Origin of the sequence: Labilibaculum euxinicum, assembly GCF_963678175.1 — a bacterium.
Classification (GTDB): Bacteria; Bacteroidota; Bacteroidia; order Bacteroidales; family Marinifilaceae; genus Labilibaculum; species Labilibaculum euxinus.
In genome coordinates this window covers 843,351-867,505 of the sequence record NZ_OY782756.1, presented here as the reverse complement: position 1 = coordinate 867,505, position 24,155 = coordinate 843,351, and the positions used below count along the sequence as shown (strand labels likewise).

Below are 24,155 nucleotides of genomic sequence, written 5' to 3'. Positions count from 1 at the left end.
AACTAATAATTTGGTTCAGTTAGGATTAAATTACGGAAAGAATTTGAGCACTTGCTCCTCTTTTTGAATCAACGTATTTTTTCGATTTATCACCGGAAAACAGTCGCTCTTTTTCATTTTCAAAATAGTTATCTAAAAGAATCTGCAACTCTTTATATTTTTCATAATAAAACGAGGCGCCCAATTCTATCAAATCTTTTGCCTCTTGAAATTTGTGGTAATTGGGACCAAAAATAATAGGCAAACCAAAGGTAGCTGCCTCTAAAGTATTATGAATTCCACGACCGAAACCACCTCCGATATATGAAACATCACCATATCGGTACAAAGATGAAAGAACTCCAATACAATCAATCACCAAAACCTCGGCCGCTTCAATTTCCTCTTTTGAGGCATTCGTGTATCGAACCCAAGGTTTTTGAATTTGATCAACAATATTCTTTATATGGTTCTCATCTACCTCATGAGCGGCAATAATGTATTTGTAGTTGTTCTTAGAGGTATTTATATAATTAATCAGGAACTCCTCATCTTTTGGCCAGGTACTGCCTGCAATCAAAACCAGTCTCCCTTGACTAAAACCTTCCACTTTAGGCAATGTTTTCGATCCGGTTGCTATTGAATACACTCTATCGAACCGTGTATCTCCTGCTATGGAAACATTCTTAAAACCAATACCTTTCAATAAATCTTCCGACTCCTTATTCTGCACAAAAAAATGAGTGAAAGCGGATAGCATTCTTCGGTAAAATCCGCCCCAAGGCTTAAAAAACAATTGGTTGGGTCTGAAAATAGTAGAGAATATATAGGTTGGAATATTTCTTTTTTTCAGCTCCTTCAGGTAATGATGCCAAAATTCATACTTAATAAAGAAAGCCATTTTAGGGTTTACTAAATCGACAAACTGTCTTGCATGAGAAGGAAAATCAGGTGGCAGGTAGAAAATAAAATCCGCGCCAGCGTAATTCTTACGAACCTCGTAACCCGAAGGAGAAAAAAAGGTGAGTACTATTTTATATTCCGGATGCTCCTCTTTGAATTTTTCGATGACCGGCCGGCCCTGCTCAAACTCGCCCAATGACGCAGAATGAAACCAAACCAAATTCTCTTCTCCTTTAACCGCCTCTGCAATTTTAGGCAGCAGATTCTTTCTGCCATCCACCCATTGCTTTGCTTTTGGATTAAAAAAAGCGGCAATTCGCACTATTAAAACATAGAATTGTATCGAAAGGTTGTAAAAGAGAACCATAATTGAAATTTGTTACTGTTAACCGGAATAGCTTCCTTATATTTATTCTCTGCAAAACTAATAATTTTAGGTGTAGGATTTCGTTTTAACACCAAGCGATTTCATTTTTACAGATCGGAACCCATTACTAAAATAGATATACTCATTTGAGATTCCAATTAGTCTTTATATTGCTGATTTTATCTGGTTTTAAAATGCTTGGTCAAACTCAAAGCAATTTAAGAAGCAAGATCGTACATCTTACCCAAGATACGATTCAATTGGATTCGATGTTGATATTGCCGGGAACCGTAAAAGTGCATCAGCAAAATGAACTGGTAAACAAAGATTGGTATCAGATTATTGTTGGCAAAGGAACTTTTATTCCTTCGCAGGAACTGAAACAAAAAAGCGAATCGGTAAAAATAGAATACCGCGTATTCGATTACAACATAACAAAACCAAGATACAACCGGGATTTATCGCAGCTAAAGCTATCGGGAAATAACCGCCAAAAACCCTTTGCAATTGATCCGTCCTATACAAGGAGAGAAGCCTTTTCGGGCGGTCAACTGGAAAAACAAGGCAATTATACCCGCGGTATCTCTTACGGCAACAATCAGGATGTGGTAGTAAACTCGAACCTGAATCTGCAGCTATCGGGAAAACTAACCAATGAAGTAAGTATTTTGGCTGCAATATCCGACAACAACATCCCGATACAACCCGATGGGAACACGCAAACCATTAATGATTTTGACCGGATCTACATTCAATTGTACGATGATACCAAAGAACTCACTTTGGGCGATTATGAGGTGCAGTCTCCAACTGGGAAATTCATGCGTTTCAATAAAAAAGTGCAGGGAGGAAAATTCTCCGGTGTGCTGGCAAAAAGAAAAAAGAGCAAAACCGAATTTCGATCGACCATTAGTGCTTCCATTGCAAAGGGCAAATTCAACAGAATGGAAGTGCAAGGTTCGGAAGGAATTCAAGGACCTTACCGAATGATTGGCGCCAACAACGAAAGCTATATTATTGTGTTGGCAGGAACCGAAAAAGTTTTTGTGGATGGAAAGCTCCTGAGCCGTGGAGAACAAAACGATTACGTGATTAATTACAATACTGCAGAACTTACTTTTACAACAAAACAGCCAATCACCCGAAACTCCCGAATCATTATCGAATTTGAATACTCGGAAGAAAACTATTCGAGGTATTTGCTTTTTAACAGCAATGAGCTGAAAACCAGAACAGGAAAATTCTGGTTCAATTTCTATCACGAACAGGACAGCAAAAGTCAGTCTATCGATCAGTCGTTAAGCGATGAAAACAAACTACTGCTTAGTACTATTGGAGACAATCTGGAATTAGCCAAGGTTCCCAATGTTGAAGAAGTTGACTACTCGAACGATTTTGTTTTGTACAAAAAAATCAAGCGAAGCATTGAGAACATTGAATACGACGTTTATCAATACTCCACCAATGCCGACAGTGCCCTTTACCGCGCCAACTTTTCTTTTACGGGAGCAAATAACGGAAACTATCAGCAAGTAAATGGTACTGCCAATGGTCGGGTTTACCAATGGATTGATCCGGTAAACGGTGTTCCGCAAGGAGAATTTGAGCCCGTTGTTCAATTGATAGCTCCACAAAAACAACAGCTGTATTCCTTTGGCGGCGATGTAAACCTGACTGAAAAGCTGAATTCGAAATTCGAATTTGCGCTTAGCAATCGTGACCTGAACACCTTTTCGTCGCTTGACGATGGCGACAATCAAGGCATTGCTGTGGATTTTTCGCTGGAGAAAAATTCCAACTTTACGGATACTCTTACACTTCTGAAAACGAAACTGAGTTTTCACCATATCAACCAAAACTTTTCGGAAATTGAGCCATTCCGATCGGCAGAATTTAAACGGGACTGGAATTTACAAAATGACTTTACGGATTCTGATGAGAATTTTTATTCGCTTAACAACGTTTTTTCGAACCAAAACTGGGGACAGGCCGGATACGAATTCTCTGTATTGAAAAAAGGCAGCGATTACCAGGGAAACAAACATTCTTTGGGTTTACAGTTTTCAAAAAAGAATCTGGCAATCAATTTTACAGGAAATGCTTTGGCTACCAATCAGGAAAATATTGAAACCAAATTCTACCGGCACCAGCTTAACACATCTTATGCAATAGGCTTTGCCAAAATTGGTGTGCAAACCGAAAGCGAAAACAATCAGTGGGAAAATAAAACCAGTCATGATCTGTTGGCAAACAGTGCATCTTTTCATTCCTATAAGGTATACATTACCAACCGTGATTCATCTGAAAATCAATTTCAGACCTACTACCAGAAAAGAAAAGATTTTCTGCCCAAGGCAAATGACCTGAAGGCACAAAGTGAATCGCAGGACTTTGGGGCACAAGTCTGGCTGAAGAAAAACCGGAAAAATCAGTTGAAAATAGAAACGATTTACCGGAAACTATCCATTCTGGACAACAGCTACACCGATGAAAAGCCCGAAAATACTTTTTTAGGAAAACTGGAACATCAGGCACGAATTAAAAAAGGATTGCTGCAAACTTCGACCTACTACGAACTGGGATCGGGTTTGGAAAGCGAAAAAGAATTTTCGTTTGTTGAGGTAAACGAAGGACAGGGAATTTATCGCTGGACGGATTACAACGGAAACGAAGTGAAAGAGATTAACGAATTTGAGGTTGCCAGTTTTAAAGACGAGGCCAATTACATTCGTGTGGGCACCAATACCAACAATTATCAAAAGGTGTTTACCAGCGAATTCCGGCAGACATTCAATTTGCGACTGAGTCAAATTAAATCGAAACAGAAGTTCGTCTCTTTTTTGAAACGATTCAACAACCGCTTTGCCTACCGTATTTCGAAAAAGAGTTTGGCAAATGATTTTAATCTGTATGCGAATCCTTTTCTGGCTCATGCTGCGAACGAAAACCTCATCACCATCAATTCGAGTTTTCAGAATACCTTTTCGTACCGTAAACCCAAATCGAAAACCAATTGGGATCTTATTCACTTAAGCAGCAATGGCAAACAATTGCTTACCCAAGGTTTCGAACGCCGAAAATACATGCAGAACGGCTTTCGTTTTCAATGGAAAATTGGCAACTCGAACCAGTTGAGCAACCGGACCGATTTTGGTGAGAAGAATTTAAACAATGAATCGTTCGCCGATAAAAATTACTCTTTGCAGGAAATTAAAAACGAATTAAAGCTTCAGTTTCAGCCAACACTGGCCTTTCAGTTCGGATTGAACTACACCTACAACAGCAAGGAGAATAAATTGGCTGCCGAAAAATCGAACACACACAACATAGGTGCCGACTGCCAGTATTCTTTGGTTAAAACAGGTAAATTAATGGCTACAATCAACTATTTACTAGTCGATTTTAATGCCGATTCGAACAGCTCGATAGCCTACGAAATGCTCGAAGGATTTTTGCCCGGCAACAACACAACCTGGAGTCTGAGCTACAACCAACAACTAAGCAAACTATTTCAATTGAGCGTTTCGTACAATGGACGCAACAGCGAGGGTGGCAAAACCATTCATGTGGGCAGTATGGAAGTGAGAGCTTATTTTTAGAGGATATTTCTTTACCTATCAATCAGGATTGAAAGTAGTGGTTAAATTATACTCAAAAGTATAGATTCAGTGTAAAAATAAAAACACAGAATCCTGTATTTTCATTTACTGTGTTTTTTGAAAATATAAAATTGTATATTTGCATATATACAAAAAAATAAGAATATGGATTTAAGTAATTTCATTTCTGGTAAACACATAAAACAAATAGAATACAAATCATTTTCTCCAGAAAAAATTAACCATGAATGGATAATATCAACTCCTGAAGTAAATAAACTTTTGGCAGAAGCGAATAGGCTAATTGGTGAATTAAATGCCTTTTCCCAAATTATTCCTGATGTAGACTTCTTTATTAGCATGCATATACTAAAAGAAGCAACAACCTCTAGTCGGATTGAAGGAACAAAAACGAACATGGAGGAAGCTTTAATTAAAGAGGAAGACATTAATCCAGAAAAAAGAGATGATTGGTCTGAAGTTCAGAATTATATAAAAGCAATAAATACATCTATTAAAGAATTAGAAAAACTTCCTATTTCTAACCGATTAATAAAAAACACCCATAAAATAATATTATCCGGTGTTCGCGGAAAACACAAAATACCCGGTGAGTTCAGAACCAGTCAAAACTGGATTGGAGCAACACTTAAAGATGCCATATTCATTCCTCCTCATCATTCTGAGATAATTGAATTAATGAGTGATTTTGAAAAGTTTCTGAATGATGAAGAAAATCACATACCACATTTAATTAAAATCGCAATAGCACATTACCAATTTGAAACGATTCACCCTTTTTTAGATGGGAATGGCAGGTTAGGAAGACTTATCATTACTCTTTATTTAGTGAGCAGCAATGTATTAAAGAAACCATCTTTATACTTATCTGACTTTTTTGAAAAGAATAAAGGTTACTATTACGATAATCTAATGACAGTTCGAACGAACAGTAACTTAATACAATGGATAAAATTTTTCTTAGTTGGTGTCATCGAAACTTCAAATGGATCAATTCAAGTATTTAAAGATATTATTACACTTAAAAATAAAATTGAAACAGAAAAACTCCCAAAGCTTGGAAGTAAAATTGAAAAAGGACAACAACTAATGAAACAACTTTTTCAAATACCAATAATCGATTCAAAACAAGTTTCTGAACTATTACAGATCTCACCATCCACGGCCAATAGATTAATTAAAGATCTAATCGATTTGGAGATACTCTCAGAATTAACTGGATATAAACGAAATCGTAAATTTATATTTGCGGAATATTTTAATATATTTCAAAATAAATAAGGATAACATACAATCCCACAACAACAACAACTAAGCAAACTATTTCAATTGAGCGTTTCGTACAATGGCCGCAACAGCGAAGGTGGCAAAACCATTCATGTGGCAGTATGGAAGTGAGGGCTTATTTTTAGGGCTTGTGCCAAAATACCGAATTTATGTCTTGCAAATTACCACAAGTTGCAGATTTTCAGGAGATGGAGCCTTGCTTGTAAGTACTCCTTTTATCCTTGTTCCTTGCTGCTTTGTACCTGATACTTGTTTCTTTATCCTTGTTCCTTCTCACTTTCTCCCTTGTTATGCCCGGTTTATCCGCTTTCAACATCAGTTTTGGGATTACCGGTGGCGCACAATTGCAAACTTGCGCCGGAAAGCCTTAGACTTGTGGCGGAACACTTCAAACTTGTGGCGGAAAAGATTAGACTTGTGCCGGAAAACTTCAAACTTGTACCAAACTGTCTTCTCTTGAAATAGCTTGACAGATTATTACTTAATTTATGATAGTAGTATTGTTCTTTGTCTTCTCCTGCATTATTTTTTGAACTGCTACATTTGTAATAATGCGACCCAGAACTATTTTGCAAGTAAGAGAACCGAATGTAATAAGAATTTGTGTCATTGAGATTATTATGTCTTGCTTATCATTACGAGCAGATTACGACAAGTAGACTTATATCAACAGATATTACAGACTAAATATCATCTGTCATAGAATTGTCATTCTAAATTGGTAAATTTAGAGTTCTTCCAAAACTCTCTTTTATGACTCCAAAAATAAAAATCGTAGTTACTGATTTAGACGGCACTTTGCTTCCTTCGCTGGGTAATATCAGCAAAAAAAATTACGACACTCTTTACAAGCTAAAAGAACAAGAAATTATTAGAGTAATTGCCACGGGAAGAACCCTTTACTCAGCTTTGGCAGTATTGCCCGAAGATTTTCCAATTGATTACCTTATTTTTTCGTCGGGAGCGGGAATAATGCAGTGGAATACGAAAGAACTCATCTACTCACAACAGATTGAAGCAGAAGAAGTATTTGAATTAGCTAAGATTTTAATCGATCACGAAATTGATTTTATGATTCAGGATCCTATTCCTTTAAATCATCAATTTTGGTACTATCAAAGTGGAAATAAAAATTTAGATTTTGAGCGAAGACTGGCGCTTTACAAGCAATTTGCGACGCCTGTGGGTAAACTGGAGGATACCAAACGGGATGCCTGCCAGATTTTGGCCATACTGCCCAATAAGGTAGATTGGTTTGAGGAATTAAAGACAAAATTTACGGATATTAAAATCATTCGGGCAACATCGCCACTCGATCATGAATCGATTTGGATGGAGATTTTCCCCGAGCACATTTCGAAAGGGCGTGGATGCCAATGGCTTTGCAGCAAATTACAAATTAAAGCAAGCGAATCGATTGCCATAGGGAATGATTACAATGATTTTGATCTGTTGGATTGGGGTGAACACAGTTTTGTGGTAGCCAATGCGCCCAAAGAACTGCGGTTAAAATATCAGGTAACTGATAGTGTTACTGATGATGGTTTTTCCAAAGCTGTAGAATGTACACTCGGGAAGCAAACTACATCGCAGCAAGCAGCAAATCGATGTCTTTAGCCAAAATACCAAACGAATCGCCCAAGCGACGATTGGTTAGAATTCCTCTGTAAATATACGTTCCATGCCGCAAGCCAACATCATGTTTAATAAACTGATGCACGCCTCCGTTGTTTCCAATTTGCAATAACAATGGCGAGCAGATATTGCTTAAGGCAAGAGAAGCCGTTCTGGCTACATGGGAAGGTACGTTGGGGACACAATAATGCAAAACCCCAAACTTTTTAAATACCGGATCTTTATGTGTGGTCATCATTGAGGTTTCGAAACAACCACCCTGATCGATACTCAGATCGATAATGATAGATCCCGGCTTCATTTTTGAAACCATATCTTCGGTAACAATAAAACCGCTTACATTTTTTTCGTAACGTAATGCACCAATTACGACATCGGCCGAGGCCAAGGCTTTTTCCAAAACATGAGGATGAAAAATTGATGTGAATACACGATGTCCCAAATGATCTTCCAATCTGCGCAGTCGATAAATTGAATCGTCGAACACTTTAACCATCGCACCCAATCCTGTGGCAGATCTTGTGGCATATTCAGCAGCTGTTCCTGCACCCAAAACAATCACTTCGGTTGGCGTAATTCCGGTAATTCCTCCCAGCATAACCCCTTTTCCTCCATGAGCCTTGCTTAAATATTCACCGGCAATCATTACAGCAGAAATCCCGGCAATCTCGGACATGGAACGAACAACCGGGAAAAAATCATTCTCATCCTTCACCAATTCCAGCGCAATAGCCGTCACTTTTTTTTGCATTAATTTGCGGATGTTCTCTCCACACTGACTTTTAATTTGAAGAGCAGAAAACAGAATCTGATTTCCCCGAAGCATATCAATTTCTGAAGACGACAAGGGTGAAACCTGAATGATCACATCACATTGATAAATCTCACTTTTATTACTGACTATCTGTGCACCGTTTTCGCTGTATTCCTTATCGGTATAATTGGATGCCAGTCCTGCACCACGTTCAATCATAACATCGTGGCCATTGTTCACCAGAACTTCTACAGACTGAGGAGTTAAACAAATACGGTTTTCACCTTTACCTTCCTCTCTTGGAATCCCAATGGCTAATTGTTTACGTCGACGTTCAACTTCCAACATTTCTTCTTTAGGCTGGTAAAATTTCTGCCCAATCGGAAAATTCCTCGATCTTTCACTTAGTGGCGCCATATAAAAATTGTAATATTAAAGAAGATTATAACAAGTATAATGAATCTACAATTTAAACAATTTTTTACTATTATGCATATTCCTAATTACCGAATGGTAATTGACCGACTGCCATCCTCTTCTTCCTTAAAAAGAACCTCTACTGTATCGTTAGGCAAAATAGATTCAATTTTTTCGGGCCACTCGATAAAACACATTGCGTTACCGTAAAAATAATCCTCATAACCAAAATCATAAGCCTCTTTTACATCCTCAATCCGATAGAAATCGAAATGGTAAATAATGTCATCTTTCGGTGTATGATATTCGTTCACAATAGAAAACGTAGGACTATTGATGGTATCCTCAACGCCCATTTCATCACAAATTGCTTTTACAAAGGTGGTTTTTCCAACACCCATTGCTCCATAAAGAGCAAATACACGCTTTTTTCCCACTAAGGAAAGAAATTCTTTTGCTGCTGCATTAATCTCTTTCAGCGAGTTAATTTTTAATACACTCATTTTCGAAAACAATTGAAATCTAACTTCTAGCGCGGATTTAGTGTTATTAATGGAACTAAAATTTCCTCGAGCGAAATTCCTCCATGCTGAAAAGTATTTCGGTAATAGGAACTGTAGTAGTTAAAGTTATTTGGGTAAGCCAAAAAATCCTCGCCAAATGCAAAGATATAAGAAGAACTTACATTTACCTGAGGCAGAAGTGCTTTTCGTGGATCGGTCACCTCAAAAACATGCTTTGGATTGTAGTTTAGGTTCTTACCCATTTTATACCGCAAATTGGTATTTGTTTGTCTGTCGCCAATCACCTTTACCGCATTTTGAACCCGAATGGAACCATGATCGGTTGTAATAATCAGCTTTACATTCTTTTCGGCCAGCTTCTTAATTAATTCCAACAACATGGAGTGTTCGAACCAGGAAAGAGTCAAAGAGCGATATGCAGACTCATCGGGAGCCAAATCACGAATCATATCACTTTCGGTGCGGGCATGCGAGAGCATATCCACAAAATTATAGACAAAAACACTCAACTGAGATTCCAGAATGGAGCTGATATTCTCCATTACTTTTGCACCCATTTTTTCGTTATTGATTTTCTCGTAATGGTAGCTTACATCCTTGTAATCGCGTTTAAACTGAAATCCGATAAACTCCTCTTCGTGAATGTTCTTACTTGATTCTTCATCCTCGTGAATCCAGTGACCGGGATGTTTCTTTTGAATGTCCAAAGGCATTAAGCCTGAAAACATTGAATTTCGGGCATACTGGGTTGCCGTTGGTAAAATGGAATAATACATATCATCATCCACCACCGAATAGTAATTGTTAATTACAGGATATAAGGTTTGCCACTGATCGTAGCGCAGGTTATCAATGAGAATAAAAGCTACCTTTTGTCCTTTATCAAGCAAAGGATAAACCTTTTCTTTAAACACAGCGGGAGTTAGTAACGGTTTATCCGTATTGCCAGGCTCCAACCACTCCAAATAATTCTTTTTTATAAAACGGGCAAACAAATTATTGGCTTCATTCTTCTGCATACGCAGAATTTCATCCATTCCCGATTCTTCAATATTGGCAAGTTCCAATTCCCAGAACACCAGCTTCCGATACATTTTCATCCAATCGGTAAAATCGCGGCAATCGTTGATCTCCATTCCCAATTGTCCGAACCGCGACTGGTAAGCGATCGTTGTTTTTTCAGAAACCAATCTTTTTTTATCGATGTGTTTCTTAATGGTAAGTAATATCTGGTTCGGATTTACTGGTTTTATCAGGTAATCAGAAATTTGTTTTCCAATTGCCTCATCCATAATGTCCTCTTCCTCACTCTTGGTAATCATGACAACCGGCAGCGCCGAATCGATGGATTTAATTTCACCTAAAGCTTCCAAACCACTCATGCCAGGCATGTTTTCATCCAGTAAAACCAAATCGAAATGATCCTCGCGAACCATATCTATTGCATCATGAGCGTTATTGCATGATTTTACATTGTATCCTTTTCCTTCTAAAAAAATAATGTGAGGCTTCAACAGCTCAATCTCATCATCCACCCAAAGTATCGTAATATCTTTCACAAACGTTCATTTTTAGTTCAACCGGGAAATAACCAGGCTTAGTACTAGAGGTAACGAAATATGGAACCTTTTATTTCGCAGAGTTTACTTAAGGTACCACTTTTTAAAGAATTCCAGGTAAATAGCAGGATCGCCATCCTTCATGAAAACATCTAAATTTTCATCAGAAATAACAAAGTTTCGGTAATTAACTTTCTCAACGGGTTCAAAAAGCATACGATTCGTGACAATTGCCCTGAAATACATCATGGCCTGCTTTTTATTACGCATATTGGTAACTAAAAGAATTTCCCGATTCTCATCCAAAGCACGAACTTCCACTTTTAAACTTTTTGTATTGTATTTCTTAATTCCGTTTACGAGTTGTTTTTTATTTACATTATCTGTAGAATAAACCAATGCAAAATAGTGCGGCACTTCTTCTTTGTAGGTATATATCCCTTCCTGAACTAATTTCTCTTTTGGTTTAACCACCTCGGTTTTTTCATTATTCAGGTAGTTTTCTTTAAAAAAATCAAGATACGGGAACAAGGTTTTACTAATGTAGAATTTATTAAAATTCTCTTCGGTGATCACAAAGTTTCGATATTCTACATTTGCCAGTTGTGCATACACCGACTCATCTTTTATCAGATTCCTAAAATAACTCATTGCCTCGGCCTTGGAGCCAACATTATTCACAACAATCATATTTAAATCATCATCGTACTGATCTCTTAATACGGTAAAATCTTTGTCATGATTAAAAATATCAGTCCTTAATTTGCCAATATTTACTTTTCGTGCCGGTACCAAAAGAATAAACTTATGATTGTCGTTGGCATTAACTGCAAACTTTGTTGAATCCAAATTCGAATTCACAGAAACCAATTTATCATTCCGCCTAACGGTTGTTTTTCTGTCTGTTCTGCTGATATTAAAATAGCTCTTGGTATAAAAATCCAGATAACCTTCAACATCCTGATTCTTCTTAAAGACGTTAAAATTAGAGACAGAAATCACAAAATTCCGATAATCCACATTCTCTAAACCTGCAAAAGCATTATCATTCGTGATAACTCCATTAAAATAATTCAAAGCATCTTCTTTATTCTCAAGACCTTTCACCATAATCATGATCTGCTCTTTGTTTAAAGAGAGTCTATCTACTTTAAATACGCGGCTATTGTATGCCTCTGAATTGTATTTGGCAATATTAAACAGCATTCGGTTAGGATCAGCATCCTTCTTATCAAACAGCAATATAAAGTAATGCTCTTCTGTTTCAGCAAATTTATAAATCGGCTTTTCTTTTACTTCTTTCTCTTTTCGGGCAAGAGTAACAACAGCCTGATCACCTTCAATCCGCCAATTTCTAAGCAAACGATTTTGCCGGGCCTGTTCCATATCCAATTCGGTATACGGCATCGGAACGGCACCATTATCAAGTCCTTTTAAAATGGCTTTGGCAGTATTCGCTATTTCGGGTGTAGGTTTCGACTCAAGCAACTGATCCAATGATTGTCTAAACTGTGATACACTTTTTGTTCTTCCGATGCACAAAGCCCGTAAAAATAAAAAACGTGGGCGTAATTCACTTTCCGGATATCTCAACAAACCTTCGTTACAGCTTTTTATAACTCTTAGGTAGTAGAAATTCTGATAGTCCTCATAGGCTGCAGCATACAATTGATTCGCCTTTTGAACTTCCGCTTCAATTTTAGCAAAGAAATTAGGATCGCTGAGTGCTTTCGCATAATCACTTCCCTTGAACTCAGTTAATATCTTATTCTTATAAACATCAGCTTTCGAAGAATTTCCAATCTCCTTATTTAATGAATAAATATGGTAATATGCTGATAACAGATATGGATTATCCGGAAATCTCTGAATGAGTATTTCCATTGTCTCCAAAGCCTTTTCAGGATTATTCAATTTTTCCTCATACACCAATGCGGCCTGATACAAACCCAACATGATTCGTTCATTGGACTTTTCCATTCCCCCTTTTGTAACCGGCAAATCAACCAGGTAATAATCTTTCGATTTAGGATCCTTTTTAAATGATGGATCCACAGAATCAGTTCCTGTATTATCTTCTAATGCAAGTTCAACATCCTCAATACTAAAAGTCGATTTATTTTTCCTTCTCCAGTTATCTTCCAATTTTCGTCGTCCCCACTTTCGCTGGAAATCTGATTTGCCCAGACCAATATTGGTAGGATTGTAGAAATACCAGTTGCCTTGACTTGCAGTGGCTCTATTGGAGTTTCCCAACATATTATTCTGACTAAAAAAGGCTCTGTTGGAAACCGCTTCTGCTTCTTTTTGCTTTCGTTCTCTTTCCTTATCGTTGATTTTCTGAATGATTCCCTGAATCAGTTTGTCTCTATCAGCAGAACTCATGGAAGCCACCCGCTGCAGACTATCTTCTCTTTCAACCAAATTAAGATTGTTCACCAATTCTGTCAAATTTCCTATTCGAACTGATATTTCAGAATAATTGGGATAATCTTTGCCCAGATATGTCATGGAACTATCATAACACATTTGAGACTTTGGATAATTCAGATCTTCAAAATAGTAATCTCCTAATTTTAAGAATGATATTGCCTTCTGATTTTCATTATAAACAGTTCGTTTCGTTGATTCCCAATAGTTTGAAACCGCAGCATCCATATTTCCGTCCTTCACGTCCATTTCCGCAAGAGCGTAGTAAATCTGATCCTGATATTCTGTATTCTTTTCATCGCGAAGCATTTTTCGTAAACTCTTACGGATTTCTTCGCCATTCTCATTTCCAGTGTATGACAATGCACTGCTGATTTTGGCATTAAATGTCATCTCATAAGATGCATTTAAGTCAATCAGTTTTTGCAAAGTACGCAGCGAAGCATCGGCATCCCCCAACTTTTGATAAAGCTGTGCAGTTAAATAGTAGTATCTTGCTTTTTTAGATTTAGAACCTACAAGAATAATTGCTCTTCCCAGTTCGTCAATTGCACTTTCATACTTTTTTTGCTGAATTGCAGTACTTGCACGCAAAGTTGATATGTGAAGAATAAAATCTTTAGGAAGTTTAGGATCATTGGTTAATCGGTCAAGAATTTCATTTCCCGCTATCAACTCACCTCTATCAATTAAACTACGGGCCAAACCCAGTTTTGCTTCCGGAATTAAATCCGATTCAGGATATTCCTTTAAAATAAACTCAAATGCCTTTTCAGATACATGGTGCTCTCCCTTGTAGAATTTTGCTTTCCCAATTAGCAGGTAACAATCATCTATCCAATCATTGTATTCCTTCTTTTTTCTAAACTCTTTGTATTTCTCCGATTGATTGCCTTTTTTACGTTTAGGATTGCGCGTAATCGAATGTATTTTTATGGCCTTGGCTGCCTTCTCGAGGGCTCTGTCCATATCGGAAAAAGACAATGCTCTGGCAGTTGGATCCTGATACTCAAAAACAGGAAGAAGCAAAGAATAATTCTCGGTAATTCCGTCTTCAATTTTCTTTTCACCTTTCTTCAGGCTTTCTTTCCCATTAAAATAAACATTGTAATGTGTGGTTAATGCATGATATTGTCTGCTTACAAATGTGTTTTTCTGATTGGAACAACCAAACACAAAAAGTAAACAACAAACTCCAACATACGCTTTTTGAAAAAATTTACTAGCCAAGACTTATCGTTTTGTTAGATAACCGTTAAAATTGAGAAATTAGTATACAAAGGAACAATAAAAAGTAAAATTTCATTTACAACTTCTTCATAAACCATATGAATCAAACAGTTAATCTAAATCTGATTATAAATAGTAATACTCTCGAAAATTATTAAAACTTTCTGAATATAAGCTTATTTAAGCGAAAATAAAAAAGGAGCATCAGATGCTCCCTTTTAAATCATAATATCTAATACTTTATCGAGTAATTTCTACACGCTTTGTTGGGTCTTTGTCTGCGTTTCTTTGATCAACAACTGACATCAGTTTTGCAGCCAAATCGGCGAAAGCCATCCCCGTAACTGTATCTGTATTAACAGCAGCCGGAGTTCCGTTGTCGCCGCCCTCTCTAATACTCTGAACCAATGGAATTTGTCCCAATAAATCAATGCCTTTTTCTTCCGCAAGATTTTTACAACCATCTTTACCAAAAATGTAGTATTTATTCTCTGGCAATTCAGCAGGAGTAAACCAAGCCATATTTTCAACCATTCCCAAAACAGGAACATTCACACCCGCTCCTTCGAACATGCTGATTGCTTTAACTGCATCAGCCAAAGCTACTTCCTGAGGTGTACTAACAATAACAGCACCTGTAACCGGAACTGTTTGAACCAAAGTTAGGTGAATATCACTTGTTCCCGGTGGCAAATCGATCAATACAAAATCAAGCTCGCCCCAGTTTCCTTCTTCAATCATTTGTTTTAATGCATTCGAAGCCATTGGTCCTCGCCAAACGGTTGCCTGAGCAGGATCTACAAAGAATCCAATCGACAACATTTTCACGCCAAATTTTTCATGAGGCTCAATTCTGTCTTTGTCGTCAATCTTAATTAAACTCGGACGTGCTGCTTCAGAACCAAACATTTTAGGAACTGAAGGACCAAAAATATCTGCATCAATCAAACCAACCTTAGCACCGGCATTGGCCAAAGCTACAGCCAAATTTGAAGCTACCGTTGATTTTCCAACGCCACCTTTACCGGAAGCAATTGCAATGATATTTTTCACGTTGGGAAGAACTCCAGGCTCATCAACAATATGAACCGCTTTCACCTTGATGTTTCCTTTAATTTCAGCCTCTTTATCAACAAATTTCAAAATGGCAGAAACACAAAGTTTTTTTAAGGTAATAATATTTGGATCGTCTGATTTTTGGAAAACCAGATCAAAACCAATTTTTTTTCCTTCAATTTTAATGTTACGAACCATATCCAGGGCCATGATATCCTTATCGGAACCTGGAAACTTTACCAATCGCAAAGCATCCGTAACCTGTTTTTGAGTATAACTCATGATATAATAAATTTTAAGTCTTTGAATTATTTAAAGAATACGTACAAATGTATGTATTTAGATTCTATTTAAATAGTTATCCCGCCGAGTTCTTTGAATGGATCCCAAAAAACACGATCGAAATTTTGTATTTGATCGTCGATAACCACAATGCCTTCACTTTCCAAAAGTTCCTGCATTACATTTTCACCCGGAAAGTGATGTTTTCCTGACAGCATTCCCAATCGGTTCACCACCCGATGTGCGGGCGTGTATTCTTTGTGAGCATGACACTGGTTCATAGCCCAACCTACCATTCTCGATCCTCGCGGAGAACCAACAAATCGGGCAATTGCTCCATAACTGGTTGCTCGTCCTGCGGGAATTAACCGCACTACATCGTAAATTCGGGAATACAAATCAGACATTAGCTATTCTTTTTTCTCCCTGCCAAAGCTTCGGTACCAATCCAATTCAATTTCTACATCAGGTTCAATAAACCCGGTTTTACCCTCAAGCATAAATTTATGATACTTAATCGGAATTCCCCGATTCAAAAATTGCTGCTCGTAAAAAGTTCTAATAGAGAGAATTTCATCAGCTTTGCCGGAATGATACAAATCGTTGGTATCAACAAGAACTTTTAGATTGTTTTCCTTGATAACATATTTAGTGTATTCATACAAAAAGTTACTATCCGTTTTTAAATGAACAATTCCCTCTTTAGAAAGAAGATTACTGTACAACTTTAAAAACCGGGTTCCTGTCAATCTCTTGCCAACTTTTTTCATTTGAGGATCAGGAAAAGTAATCCAAATTTCGGCGATTTCTCCTGCTTCAAAAATAGATTGAAGCAACTCTGCATAAGTTCTGATGAAAGCAACATTACTTAAACCAGTATCGAGAGCTTCTTTTGCACCACAATAGATACGGGCTCCCTTTATGTCTATTCCAATGAAATTTTTATTTGGAAATTGTTTTGCCAAACCAACCGTATACTCACCCTTTCCACAACCAACTTCAAGAACTATAGGATTATCATTCTTAAACACATCCTTGTTCCACTTTCCCTTAAATTGATAGTTTGTTTCCCAAACTTCGTTGTGGGTTGGTTGAAAAACATTATCAAAAGACTTCATTTCAGCAAAGCGCTGTAATTTATTTTTTCCCACTTTTAAAACCTCTTATATTATCTATTTTTCCTTCTCAATACGAATTCCAACATTCGCAATTCCCTTCAATTTCAGGTCGTACATGCCCTGAGTAATTTCAAACACATATTTTCCCGATTTTGGAAAAACTACTTTTTGCTTAAATGGAACCTGTAAATCAAAAATATCACCAAACCCGCTTCCATACCAATCGCCGGTTTCATCGGCTAACTCAATTTCAACTTTCTCTTCTTCAATCTCATTATCAGGTGATATTACTTTCACAAACACCCACAAATTACTGTAGGCATAATCTCCGGAATTGCGCAGATTGATGAAAATATTATTTGCCTGAACTGTATCTGATATTTCCACTTCAAAACGAAGAATATTATCCTGATTCCATTCAAAATCAGGAATATTCTCATACTGTTCGTACACTCTGTTAGAATCACAGGAAAGTACTAAGACTCCCAGTAATAATGTGCAAAGAACCCTCAACATCTTCATGATTAGGACGGATTATTTTTTCGTGGTTTACGTCGGAATTTACGCTTCGGTTTTTTCGCTGCCGGTTTTTCCACCGAATCGAAACGATTCAAACTATCCTGACCAACTACATTTTCGTATTCCAAAGTTTTCTTAGGCTCTGCAACAAATTCTGTTACCAGTTTATTGACCTTAATGCCTTTTTTATTCTGTTTGATAATATCCTTAACGGTATCTACCGAAAGCTGAACCATATTCATGGTGTTGTATTTATCATACGAATACCACATCAGCCTCTTAAAAATATCTGTCTTCTGATGATAAGCTGTACCATCTTTTGTTTCCAACGGAATATTTGTATTCGGAAAATCTTTTTGAGCATCGATGTAACAATCCAATTCGAAATTCAAACAACATTTAAGCTTACCACATTGACCGGCTAATTTCTGTGGATTCAATGAAATCTCCTGATAACGAGCTGCATTTGTAGTTACCGACACAAAATTAGTAATCCAGGTTGAGCAGCAAAGTTCTCTTCCGCAAGGACCAATACCTCCAATTCTTCCGGCCTCCTGCCTTGCACCAATCTGACGCATTTCAATCCGAATTTTAAACTGTTCGGCAAGCACTTTAATCAATTGACGAAAATCAACCCGATCATCAGCGATGTAGTAAAAAATTGCTTTGGTTTTATCGCCCTGATATTCTACATCACCAATCTTCATATTGAGTTTTAGTTCTGCAGACAGCTGGCGGGCCTTAATCATTGTTTTGTGTTCCAGCGCAATGGCCTCATGCCATTTTTCAATATCCACCGGCTTAGCCTTACGGTATATTTTTTTCGCCTCGTATGTTTTCGGATTCAGTTTCTGCTTTCGCATTTGCTCTACAACCAAATCTCCTGTTAGTGTAACAATTCCTATATCGTGTCCCGGTGATGCCTCTAAAGCAACAACATCGCCTCTTTGCAGTCTTAATTGATTCGAGTTTGAGAAGAATCCCTTTCGGGTATTTTTAAATTTTACTTCAACGATATCCGGACATAACACACTCTCAGGAACATCACTCAACCAATCATAAACATCTAGTTTTCCATACAGAAGTCTATCATCCTTTTTATTGGAAGCACAACCTCCGCACTTCCCTTTTGGTTCCTTATTTTCTGTCATATGTATATTGATTATTAGTCGGTAACCGACCGCAAAAATAATGATTTTAATTTATAAACTTTTAAAGATACTAATTCGCCGAATTAATAGCCTCTTATGGCCTTAATAATTTAACCAGTTTCAAGCTTAGATCTAGAAAAACAATTTTAGCATTGGCATTTCTGCCGATATCCGAATGAGCTTTTGAAAGCTCATCAGCAAGAATCCATACATTTTCCTCATTAATGAAAGGCGAAAACCGTTGAGAAAAATTCATTTCCTCGCCATTCAAAAATACCATTTCAGGCTTTTTTAAATTTAAAATGAAATTCTCGCGCACCATACGAACGCAATAGTTTAAAAAACTCTTTTGACGTTCGCGGCCAATCCCTGCAATTTGCTCCGACCAATCCATTATTTCCAACACCTTACGCGCATAGCTCAATCGCATAATAGCAACAAAATTCTCGAAATTAAAAGCGTTTTCATCTGAATTCTGAATCAATATCCGGGCTTTACGATAGCTGCCGCCAGCCAAACGAACCACATTGCTTAACTCGGTTCCCGATAAATTAAATTCGGATGTAAGCGCCTGCGATAAATCTCTGGATTCAATTTTTGGAACTTTTACAATCTGTGTTCTGGAAAGTATTGTCTGAAGAATTTTTTCCGGCTCTTCCGAAACCATTAAAAACAATGTTTTCTTTGGCGGTTCTTCGATCATTTTAAGCAATTTGTTGGCACAGGACCGATGCATCTTTTCCGGCAGCCAAATCACCATTATTTTGTAATCAGACTCATAAGTCTTCAGATTTAACTTGCGGATAATTTCATTACTCTCCGAAGAATATATTAAGCCCTGAGAATTGTCAACACCCAGAGTTTGGTACCATTCGCCCAAATCAAAATACGGATCACTTTCAATTTGAGATCTCCAGCTGCCAATAAAATTATCGCTCACCGGATTCGTAAAGCCTTTACCGGTTACTACCGGGAACACAAAATGTAAATCGGGATGAATTAACTTCTGGTATTTTTTGCATGATGAACAAACACCACATGAATCATTCTCCTTTTGATCCAAACAAGACACATATTGCGCAAAAGCAATTGCTAAAGGTAATTTTCCAACTCCGGCCGGTCCAACCAATAGCTGAGCGTGACTAATTCTATTTTCTTTTACTGTTTGTATGAACTGACTCTTTACCGATTCAAGTCCAATTATATCTTTGAATTGCATGAAATTAATTTCGATTCTGTTACAGGCATCCTAATGTTACCAATCACTTAACATTGATTTCTGAGCGATCACTAAAATGCAAAATTAGCTGCAAAAACTCATTAGGCTACCCAAAGTTAAAAAAATATCAGAGTGCTTTGCTAAAAGTAATCATCTTGCAATTAAGAAGTCTCCAAATCTGACGTTTTAGCTCCTATTATTCAAATTTATTTTTTTATGCAATCGTTTCAAAACTAATGCCTCATAACACCTAACCCTCTGCATTAATTACAGATACAATAGTTTACCCTATCTTTTTTGCACTCATTTGCAGAAAAAGCTACCTTTGGATACACGAAAAAAAAACTAAAGACAATTATATCATGCAAAGTATTGACACTTACAATTTTTCAGGTAAAAAGGCTATTATCCGAGTAGATTTCAATGTGCCTTTGAACGAGCAATTCGAAATTACTGACGACACACGAATTCGTGCTGCTCTGCCTACTATCAAAAAAGTATTAGATGGTAATGGTTCTGCTATCCTGATGTCACATCTTGGTCGTCCAAAAGGTGTAGATGAGAAATTTTCATTGAAGCACATTGTTGCTCACCTTACAAAATCGATTGGTGTTGAAGTAAAGTTTGCTGATGATTGTATTGGTGAAAGTGCAAAAACTATGGCTGCTAATTTAAAGCCTGGTGAAGTTCTTTTATTGGAGAATCTTCGTTACTACAAAGAAGAAGAAAAAGGTGATGAAGAATTTGCTAAAAAATTAGCTGATTTAGCTGACCTTTGGATCAACGACGCATTTGGAACGGCTCACCGTGCACATGCTTCTACTGCTGTTATCGCAAAATTTTTCCCGGAAGCCAAACTTTTCGGATATGTAATGGAAGGCGAATTATCAAGCGTTGATAAGGTATTGAAAGATACCAAGCATCCGTTAACTGCCATTATGGGAGGAGCTAAAGTTTCTTCAAAAATTGAAATCATCCAAACATTAATGTCAAAAGTTGATCATTTGATTATTGGTGGTGGAATGACTTACACTTTTGTGAAAGCAATGGGTGGAACTATTGGAGACTCATTGGTTGAAGATGATAAATTAGAAATGGCCCGAGAAATTCTTCAGAAAGCAAAAGAGAACAACGTGAAACTTCACCTTGCTTCCGATGCTTTAATTGCTGATGCCTTCTCTAACGACGCTAACACTAAAGTGTGTGATGTAAATGCAATTCCTGAAGGATGGATGGGACTGGATGTTGCTGATGCAACTATCGCCAGCTTCTCAAAAGTAATTGAAGAATCAAAAACTATTCTTTGGAATGGTCCTGTTGGAGTATTCGAAATGGATACTTTCGCCAAAGGTACCAAAGCAATTGCTGATGCAATTGTAACTGCTACCGAAAAAGGAGCTTTCTCGTTAATTGGTGGTGGTGATTCTGTTGCTGCAATCAACAAATACGGTCTTGCTGACAAAGTAAGTTACGTTTCAACCGGTGGCGGTGCTTTACTAGAATACATCGAAGGAAAAGAATTACCAGGTGTAACAGCTATCAGAGGATAATTAAATCCAAAATACTTCCCTTCGGGAAACCAAACGCAGTTCTGTAACGGAGCTGCGTTTTTTTATACAACAATCCCAAACACAGTAATAATCTGTCAAGCTATTTTAGGAGAAGACATTCCAAGACAGAAAGCAACTCTTCCAAGACAAGCTGAAAATCTTCCAAGACACCAGCCTATGCTTCCAAGACAAGCCAAAAATATTTCCAAGACACCAGCCAGTGCTTCCAAGACCCAAAGCAAGTCTTCCAAGACAGAAGGAAGTACCTCCAAGACACAAAGTTGTTTGCCCGGAACAAAGGGCAAAACTTCCCAGACATACATTAAAGCCCAATGAGGTGGGAGTTGACAGATAAGCCTTGCAAGGACACTGTCATCTTTAGGTTTTTCAATTATCTTTGTCAATAAATCAACATTAAGCTATCAGATAAATGAATTGGGAAGAGGAAATATTTGCCATTACAAACGAAAATGATTTTGAAAAAACAGCACTACGGATTTTTCAATATCAGGCAACGAATAATATAGTTTACAAAGAATATCTGAAGCATTTAAAATTCGATATTTCAACGGTTAAAACCCTTACTCAAATTCCCTTTCTTCCCATTGATTTCTTTAAATCGCACAAAGTGGTTTCTACCACTAAAAAGGAGCAAGCCATTTTCACCAGCAGCGGAACAACAGGAAATTTAACCAGCCGCCATTATGTGCCCGATTTAAAAATTTATGAAGCCAGCTTTACAAAAGGATTTGAGCAATATTATGGTGCGGTAAGCGATTACTGCATTCTGGCTCTATTGCCATCATATTTGGAGCGGGAAGGTTCTTCTCTTATTTATATGATGGAGAAGTTGATAAAGGACAGCAAACATAAAAAAAGCGGCTTTTACCTGCACAATCATGAAGAATTGATTGCGACCATTTCTGATCTGAAAAAACAGAATCAAAAGATTCTTTTGTTAGGTGTTAGTTTCGCTTTGCTCGATCTGGCTGAAAAATTCCAGCTGGATTTAGATGACGTAATAGTAATGGAAACGGGGGGAATGAAAGGGCGCCGAAAAGAAATTACACGAGAGGAATTGCATGCTTTTCTGACCCAACGATTGGGTGTCGAAAAAATTCACTCGGAATATGGAATGACCGAACTTTTATCGCAGGCTTACTCGAAAGGAGACAGTCTGTTTTTTACGCCTAGCTGGATGAAGATATTGATTCGGGATACTTACGATCCTTTTTCTTACGAACAGCAAGGCCGAAGCGGCGGGATTAATGTAATCGATTTGGCTAACATACACTCTTGTTCCTTTATCGAAACACAGGATTTGGGCCGGATTCATGCAGATGGAAGCTTCGAAATTCTGGGTCGTTTCGACCATTCCGATATCAGAGGCTGCAATTTGCTGGTAAATGAGTAAAAAAAGAAAACACCAAATAGAGTTTAATGAATGTAAACCAACTCTATTTGATGCTTATAGATCCCCCTACCAAAAGGAACCCAACATTAGATTTTTAACGCTTATTTATTTAAAGCTACCTGCCAGTTCCAAGCTGAAAGCAAGGTTTCGTCAAGACTTTTTTCAGATTTCCATCCTAATTCTTTATTTGAAAAAGTAGTATCTGCATAAATTTGTTCAATATCACCGGCACGTCGTCCCACAATTTTATGAGGTACTTTTTCACCTGTTGCCCGTTCGAACGATTCAATAAGTTCCAATACTGAAACTCCTTTTCCTGTTCCAATATTAAAAAACTCATAATTCGATTTTTGCTTTTCTTCAATCAAACGATTAATTGCAACAACATGAGCTTTAGCCAAATCAACAACATTAATATAATCGCGGATACAAGAACCATCAGGCGTATTGTAATCATTTCCAAATACACTTAACTCAGCACGCATTCCTGCAACTGTTTGTGTTAAAAACGGAATTAAATTACCGGGAACACCCAAAGGCAATTCTCCAATTTTTGTTGATGGATGAGCTCCGATCGGATTGAAATAACGCAAGGCAATTCCTTTTAATTCAGGATTTGCTTTCGTGGTATCTCTGATGATATCTTCACAAATCGTTTTTGTATTTCCGTAAGGAGATTCTGCCTCTTTACGAGGCGTTGCCTCTGTTACAGGCAATTTATCAGGCTGTCCGTAAACAGTACACGATGAAGAAAAAACCAAATTGGGAACATTGAATTCCTTCATTGCTTCCAAAATATTCATCAATGAATTCAAATTGTTTCTGTAGTACAACAATGGTTTCACAACCGATTCCCCTACCGCCTTCGAGGCTGCAAAATGAATAATTGCATTTATTCCTGTATGTTTCGTGAAGAATTCTGTACATTCTTTTGCACAACTTAAATCTACCTTTTCGAACAATGGACGAATACCGGTAATCGCTTCAATACCATCTAAAACTTCAATTTTAGAATTTGATAAATTATCTGCAATCACTACTTCGCAGCCACTATTTTGAAGTTCGACTACAGTATGGGAACCGATATATCCGGTTCCCCCTGTTACTAATACTTTATTCGTCATAATCTAAATTCTAAAAG

17 protein-coding genes are annotated in these 24,155 nt (G+C 37.4%); 5 read left to right on the top strand and 12 right to left on the bottom strand.

The window, feature by feature from the left end:
- Positions 1–25: 25 nt before the first annotated feature.
- On the bottom strand, positions 26–1,249 hold the full coding sequence (locus tag ACY0M5_RS03825) for a 3-deoxy-D-manno-octulosonic acid transferase (protein ID WP_461630852.1): 1,224 nt from the start codon (positions 1,247–1,249) through the stop codon (positions 26–28).
- A gap of 146 nt (positions 1,250–1,395) precedes the next feature.
- Here ACY0M5_RS03825 and ACY0M5_RS03820 point away from each other — a divergent pair, with 146 nt between their 5' ends.
- From ACY0M5_RS03820 to ACY0M5_RS03810, 3 genes are all read left to right on the top strand, one after another.
- On the top strand, positions 1,396–4,848 hold the full coding sequence (locus tag ACY0M5_RS03820) for a hypothetical protein (RefSeq protein ID WP_461630851.1): 3,453 nt from the start codon (positions 1,396–1,398) through the stop codon (positions 4,846–4,848).
- A gap of 165 nt (positions 4,849–5,013) precedes the next feature.
- Positions 5,014–6,150 (top strand): Fic family protein, encoded by a 1,137-nt coding sequence (locus ACY0M5_RS03815; RefSeq protein ID WP_124994111.1) that lies wholly within the window; start codon positions 5,014–5,016, stop codon positions 6,148–6,150.
- Positions 6,151–6,909: 759 nt separating this feature from the next.
- Positions 6,910–7,773 (top strand): HAD family hydrolase, encoded by an 864-nt coding sequence (locus ACY0M5_RS03810; RefSeq protein ID WP_461630850.1) that lies wholly within the window; start codon positions 6,910–6,912, stop codon positions 7,771–7,773.
- Here ACY0M5_RS03810 and ACY0M5_RS03805 read toward each other — a convergent pair.
- From ACY0M5_RS03805 to ACY0M5_RS03760, 10 genes are all read right to left on the bottom strand, one after another.
- The gene (locus tag ACY0M5_RS03805; protein WP_124994121.1) at positions 7,739–8,962 is read right to left on the bottom strand and encodes an alanine dehydrogenase; all 1,224 of its coding nucleotides are present in this window, start codon (positions 8,960–8,962) and stop codon (positions 7,739–7,741) included. The genes ACY0M5_RS03810 and ACY0M5_RS03805 overlap by 35 nt on opposite strands.
- Positions 8,963–9,048: 86 nt before the next feature.
- A complete protein-coding gene (gene tsaE / locus ACY0M5_RS03800) occupies positions 9,049–9,465 on the bottom strand; it encodes a tRNA (adenosine(37)-N6)-threonylcarbamoyltransferase complex ATPase subunit type 1 TsaE (RefSeq protein WP_124994120.1) in 417 nt (138 codons plus the stop codon).
- A gap of 26 nt (positions 9,466–9,491) precedes the next feature.
- The gene (gene porX, locus ACY0M5_RS03795) at positions 9,492–11,045 is read right to left on the bottom strand and encodes a T9SS response regulator signal transducer PorX (RefSeq protein WP_317163314.1); all 1,554 of its coding nucleotides are present in this window, start codon (positions 11,043–11,045) and stop codon (positions 9,492–9,494) included.
- A gap of 84 nt (positions 11,046–11,129) precedes the next feature.
- Positions 11,130–14,705, bottom strand: coding sequence for a type IX secretion system periplasmic lipoprotein PorW/SprE (gene porW, locus ACY0M5_RS03790; RefSeq protein WP_461630849.1), 3,576 nt, complete (start codon positions 14,703–14,705; stop codon positions 11,130–11,132).
- Positions 14,706–14,945: 240 nt separating this feature from the next.
- Entirely contained in the window at positions 14,946–16,043 is a 1,098-nt protein-coding gene (locus ACY0M5_RS03785; protein ID WP_124994117.1) for an Mrp/NBP35 family ATP-binding protein, read from the bottom strand.
- A gap of 68 nt (positions 16,044–16,111) precedes the next feature.
- On the bottom strand, positions 16,112–16,450 hold the full coding sequence (locus ACY0M5_RS03780) for an MGMT family protein (RefSeq protein ID WP_156195152.1): 339 nt from the start codon (positions 16,448–16,450) through the stop codon (positions 16,112–16,114).
- A gap of 3 nt (positions 16,451–16,453) precedes the next feature.
- Positions 16,454–17,194 (bottom strand): tRNA (guanosine(46)-N7)-methyltransferase TrmB, encoded by a 741-nt coding sequence (gene trmB, locus ACY0M5_RS03775; protein WP_124994115.1) that lies wholly within the window; start codon positions 17,192–17,194, stop codon positions 16,454–16,456.
- A 21-nt stretch (positions 17,195–17,215) separates the two neighbouring features.
- Positions 17,216–17,683 (bottom strand): gliding motility lipoprotein GldH, encoded by a 468-nt coding sequence (locus tag ACY0M5_RS03770; RefSeq protein ID WP_124994114.1) that lies wholly within the window; start codon positions 17,681–17,683, stop codon positions 17,216–17,218.
- A gap of 2 nt (positions 17,684–17,685) precedes the next feature.
- Positions 17,686–18,831 carry a PSP1 domain-containing protein gene (locus ACY0M5_RS03765; RefSeq protein ID WP_124994113.1) on the bottom strand — a complete coding sequence of 382 codons (1,146 nt, stop codon included), beginning with the start codon at positions 18,829–18,831 and terminating at the stop codon, positions 17,686–17,688.
- 94 nt (positions 18,832–18,925) lie between these two features.
- On the bottom strand, positions 18,926–20,050 hold the full coding sequence (locus ACY0M5_RS03760; RefSeq protein ID WP_461630848.1) for a DNA polymerase III subunit: 1,125 nt from the start codon (positions 20,048–20,050) through the stop codon (positions 18,926–18,928).
- Between the two features lie 362 nt (positions 20,051–20,412).
- Between ACY0M5_RS03760 and ACY0M5_RS03755 the strand changes: the two genes are divergently transcribed.
- Both ACY0M5_RS03755 and ACY0M5_RS03750 read left to right on the top strand, forming a co-directional pair.
- Complete coding sequence (locus tag ACY0M5_RS03755; RefSeq protein WP_101310533.1) at positions 20,413–21,600, top strand: phosphoglycerate kinase; 1,188 nt, start codon at positions 20,413–20,415, stop codon at positions 21,598–21,600.
- A 430-nt stretch (positions 21,601–22,030) separates the two neighbouring features.
- Entirely contained in the window at positions 22,031–23,014 is a 984-nt protein-coding gene (locus ACY0M5_RS03750) for a LuxE/PaaK family acyltransferase (protein WP_461630847.1), read from the top strand.
- A 101-nt stretch (positions 23,015–23,115) separates the two neighbouring features.
- Here the strand turns inward: ACY0M5_RS03750 and galE are convergent, their stop codons facing one another.
- Complete coding sequence (galE, locus tag ACY0M5_RS03745) at positions 23,116–24,138, bottom strand: UDP-glucose 4-epimerase GalE (protein ID WP_124994124.1); 1,023 nt, start codon at positions 24,136–24,138, stop codon at positions 23,116–23,118.
- Positions 24,139–24,155 lie beyond the last annotated feature (17 nt).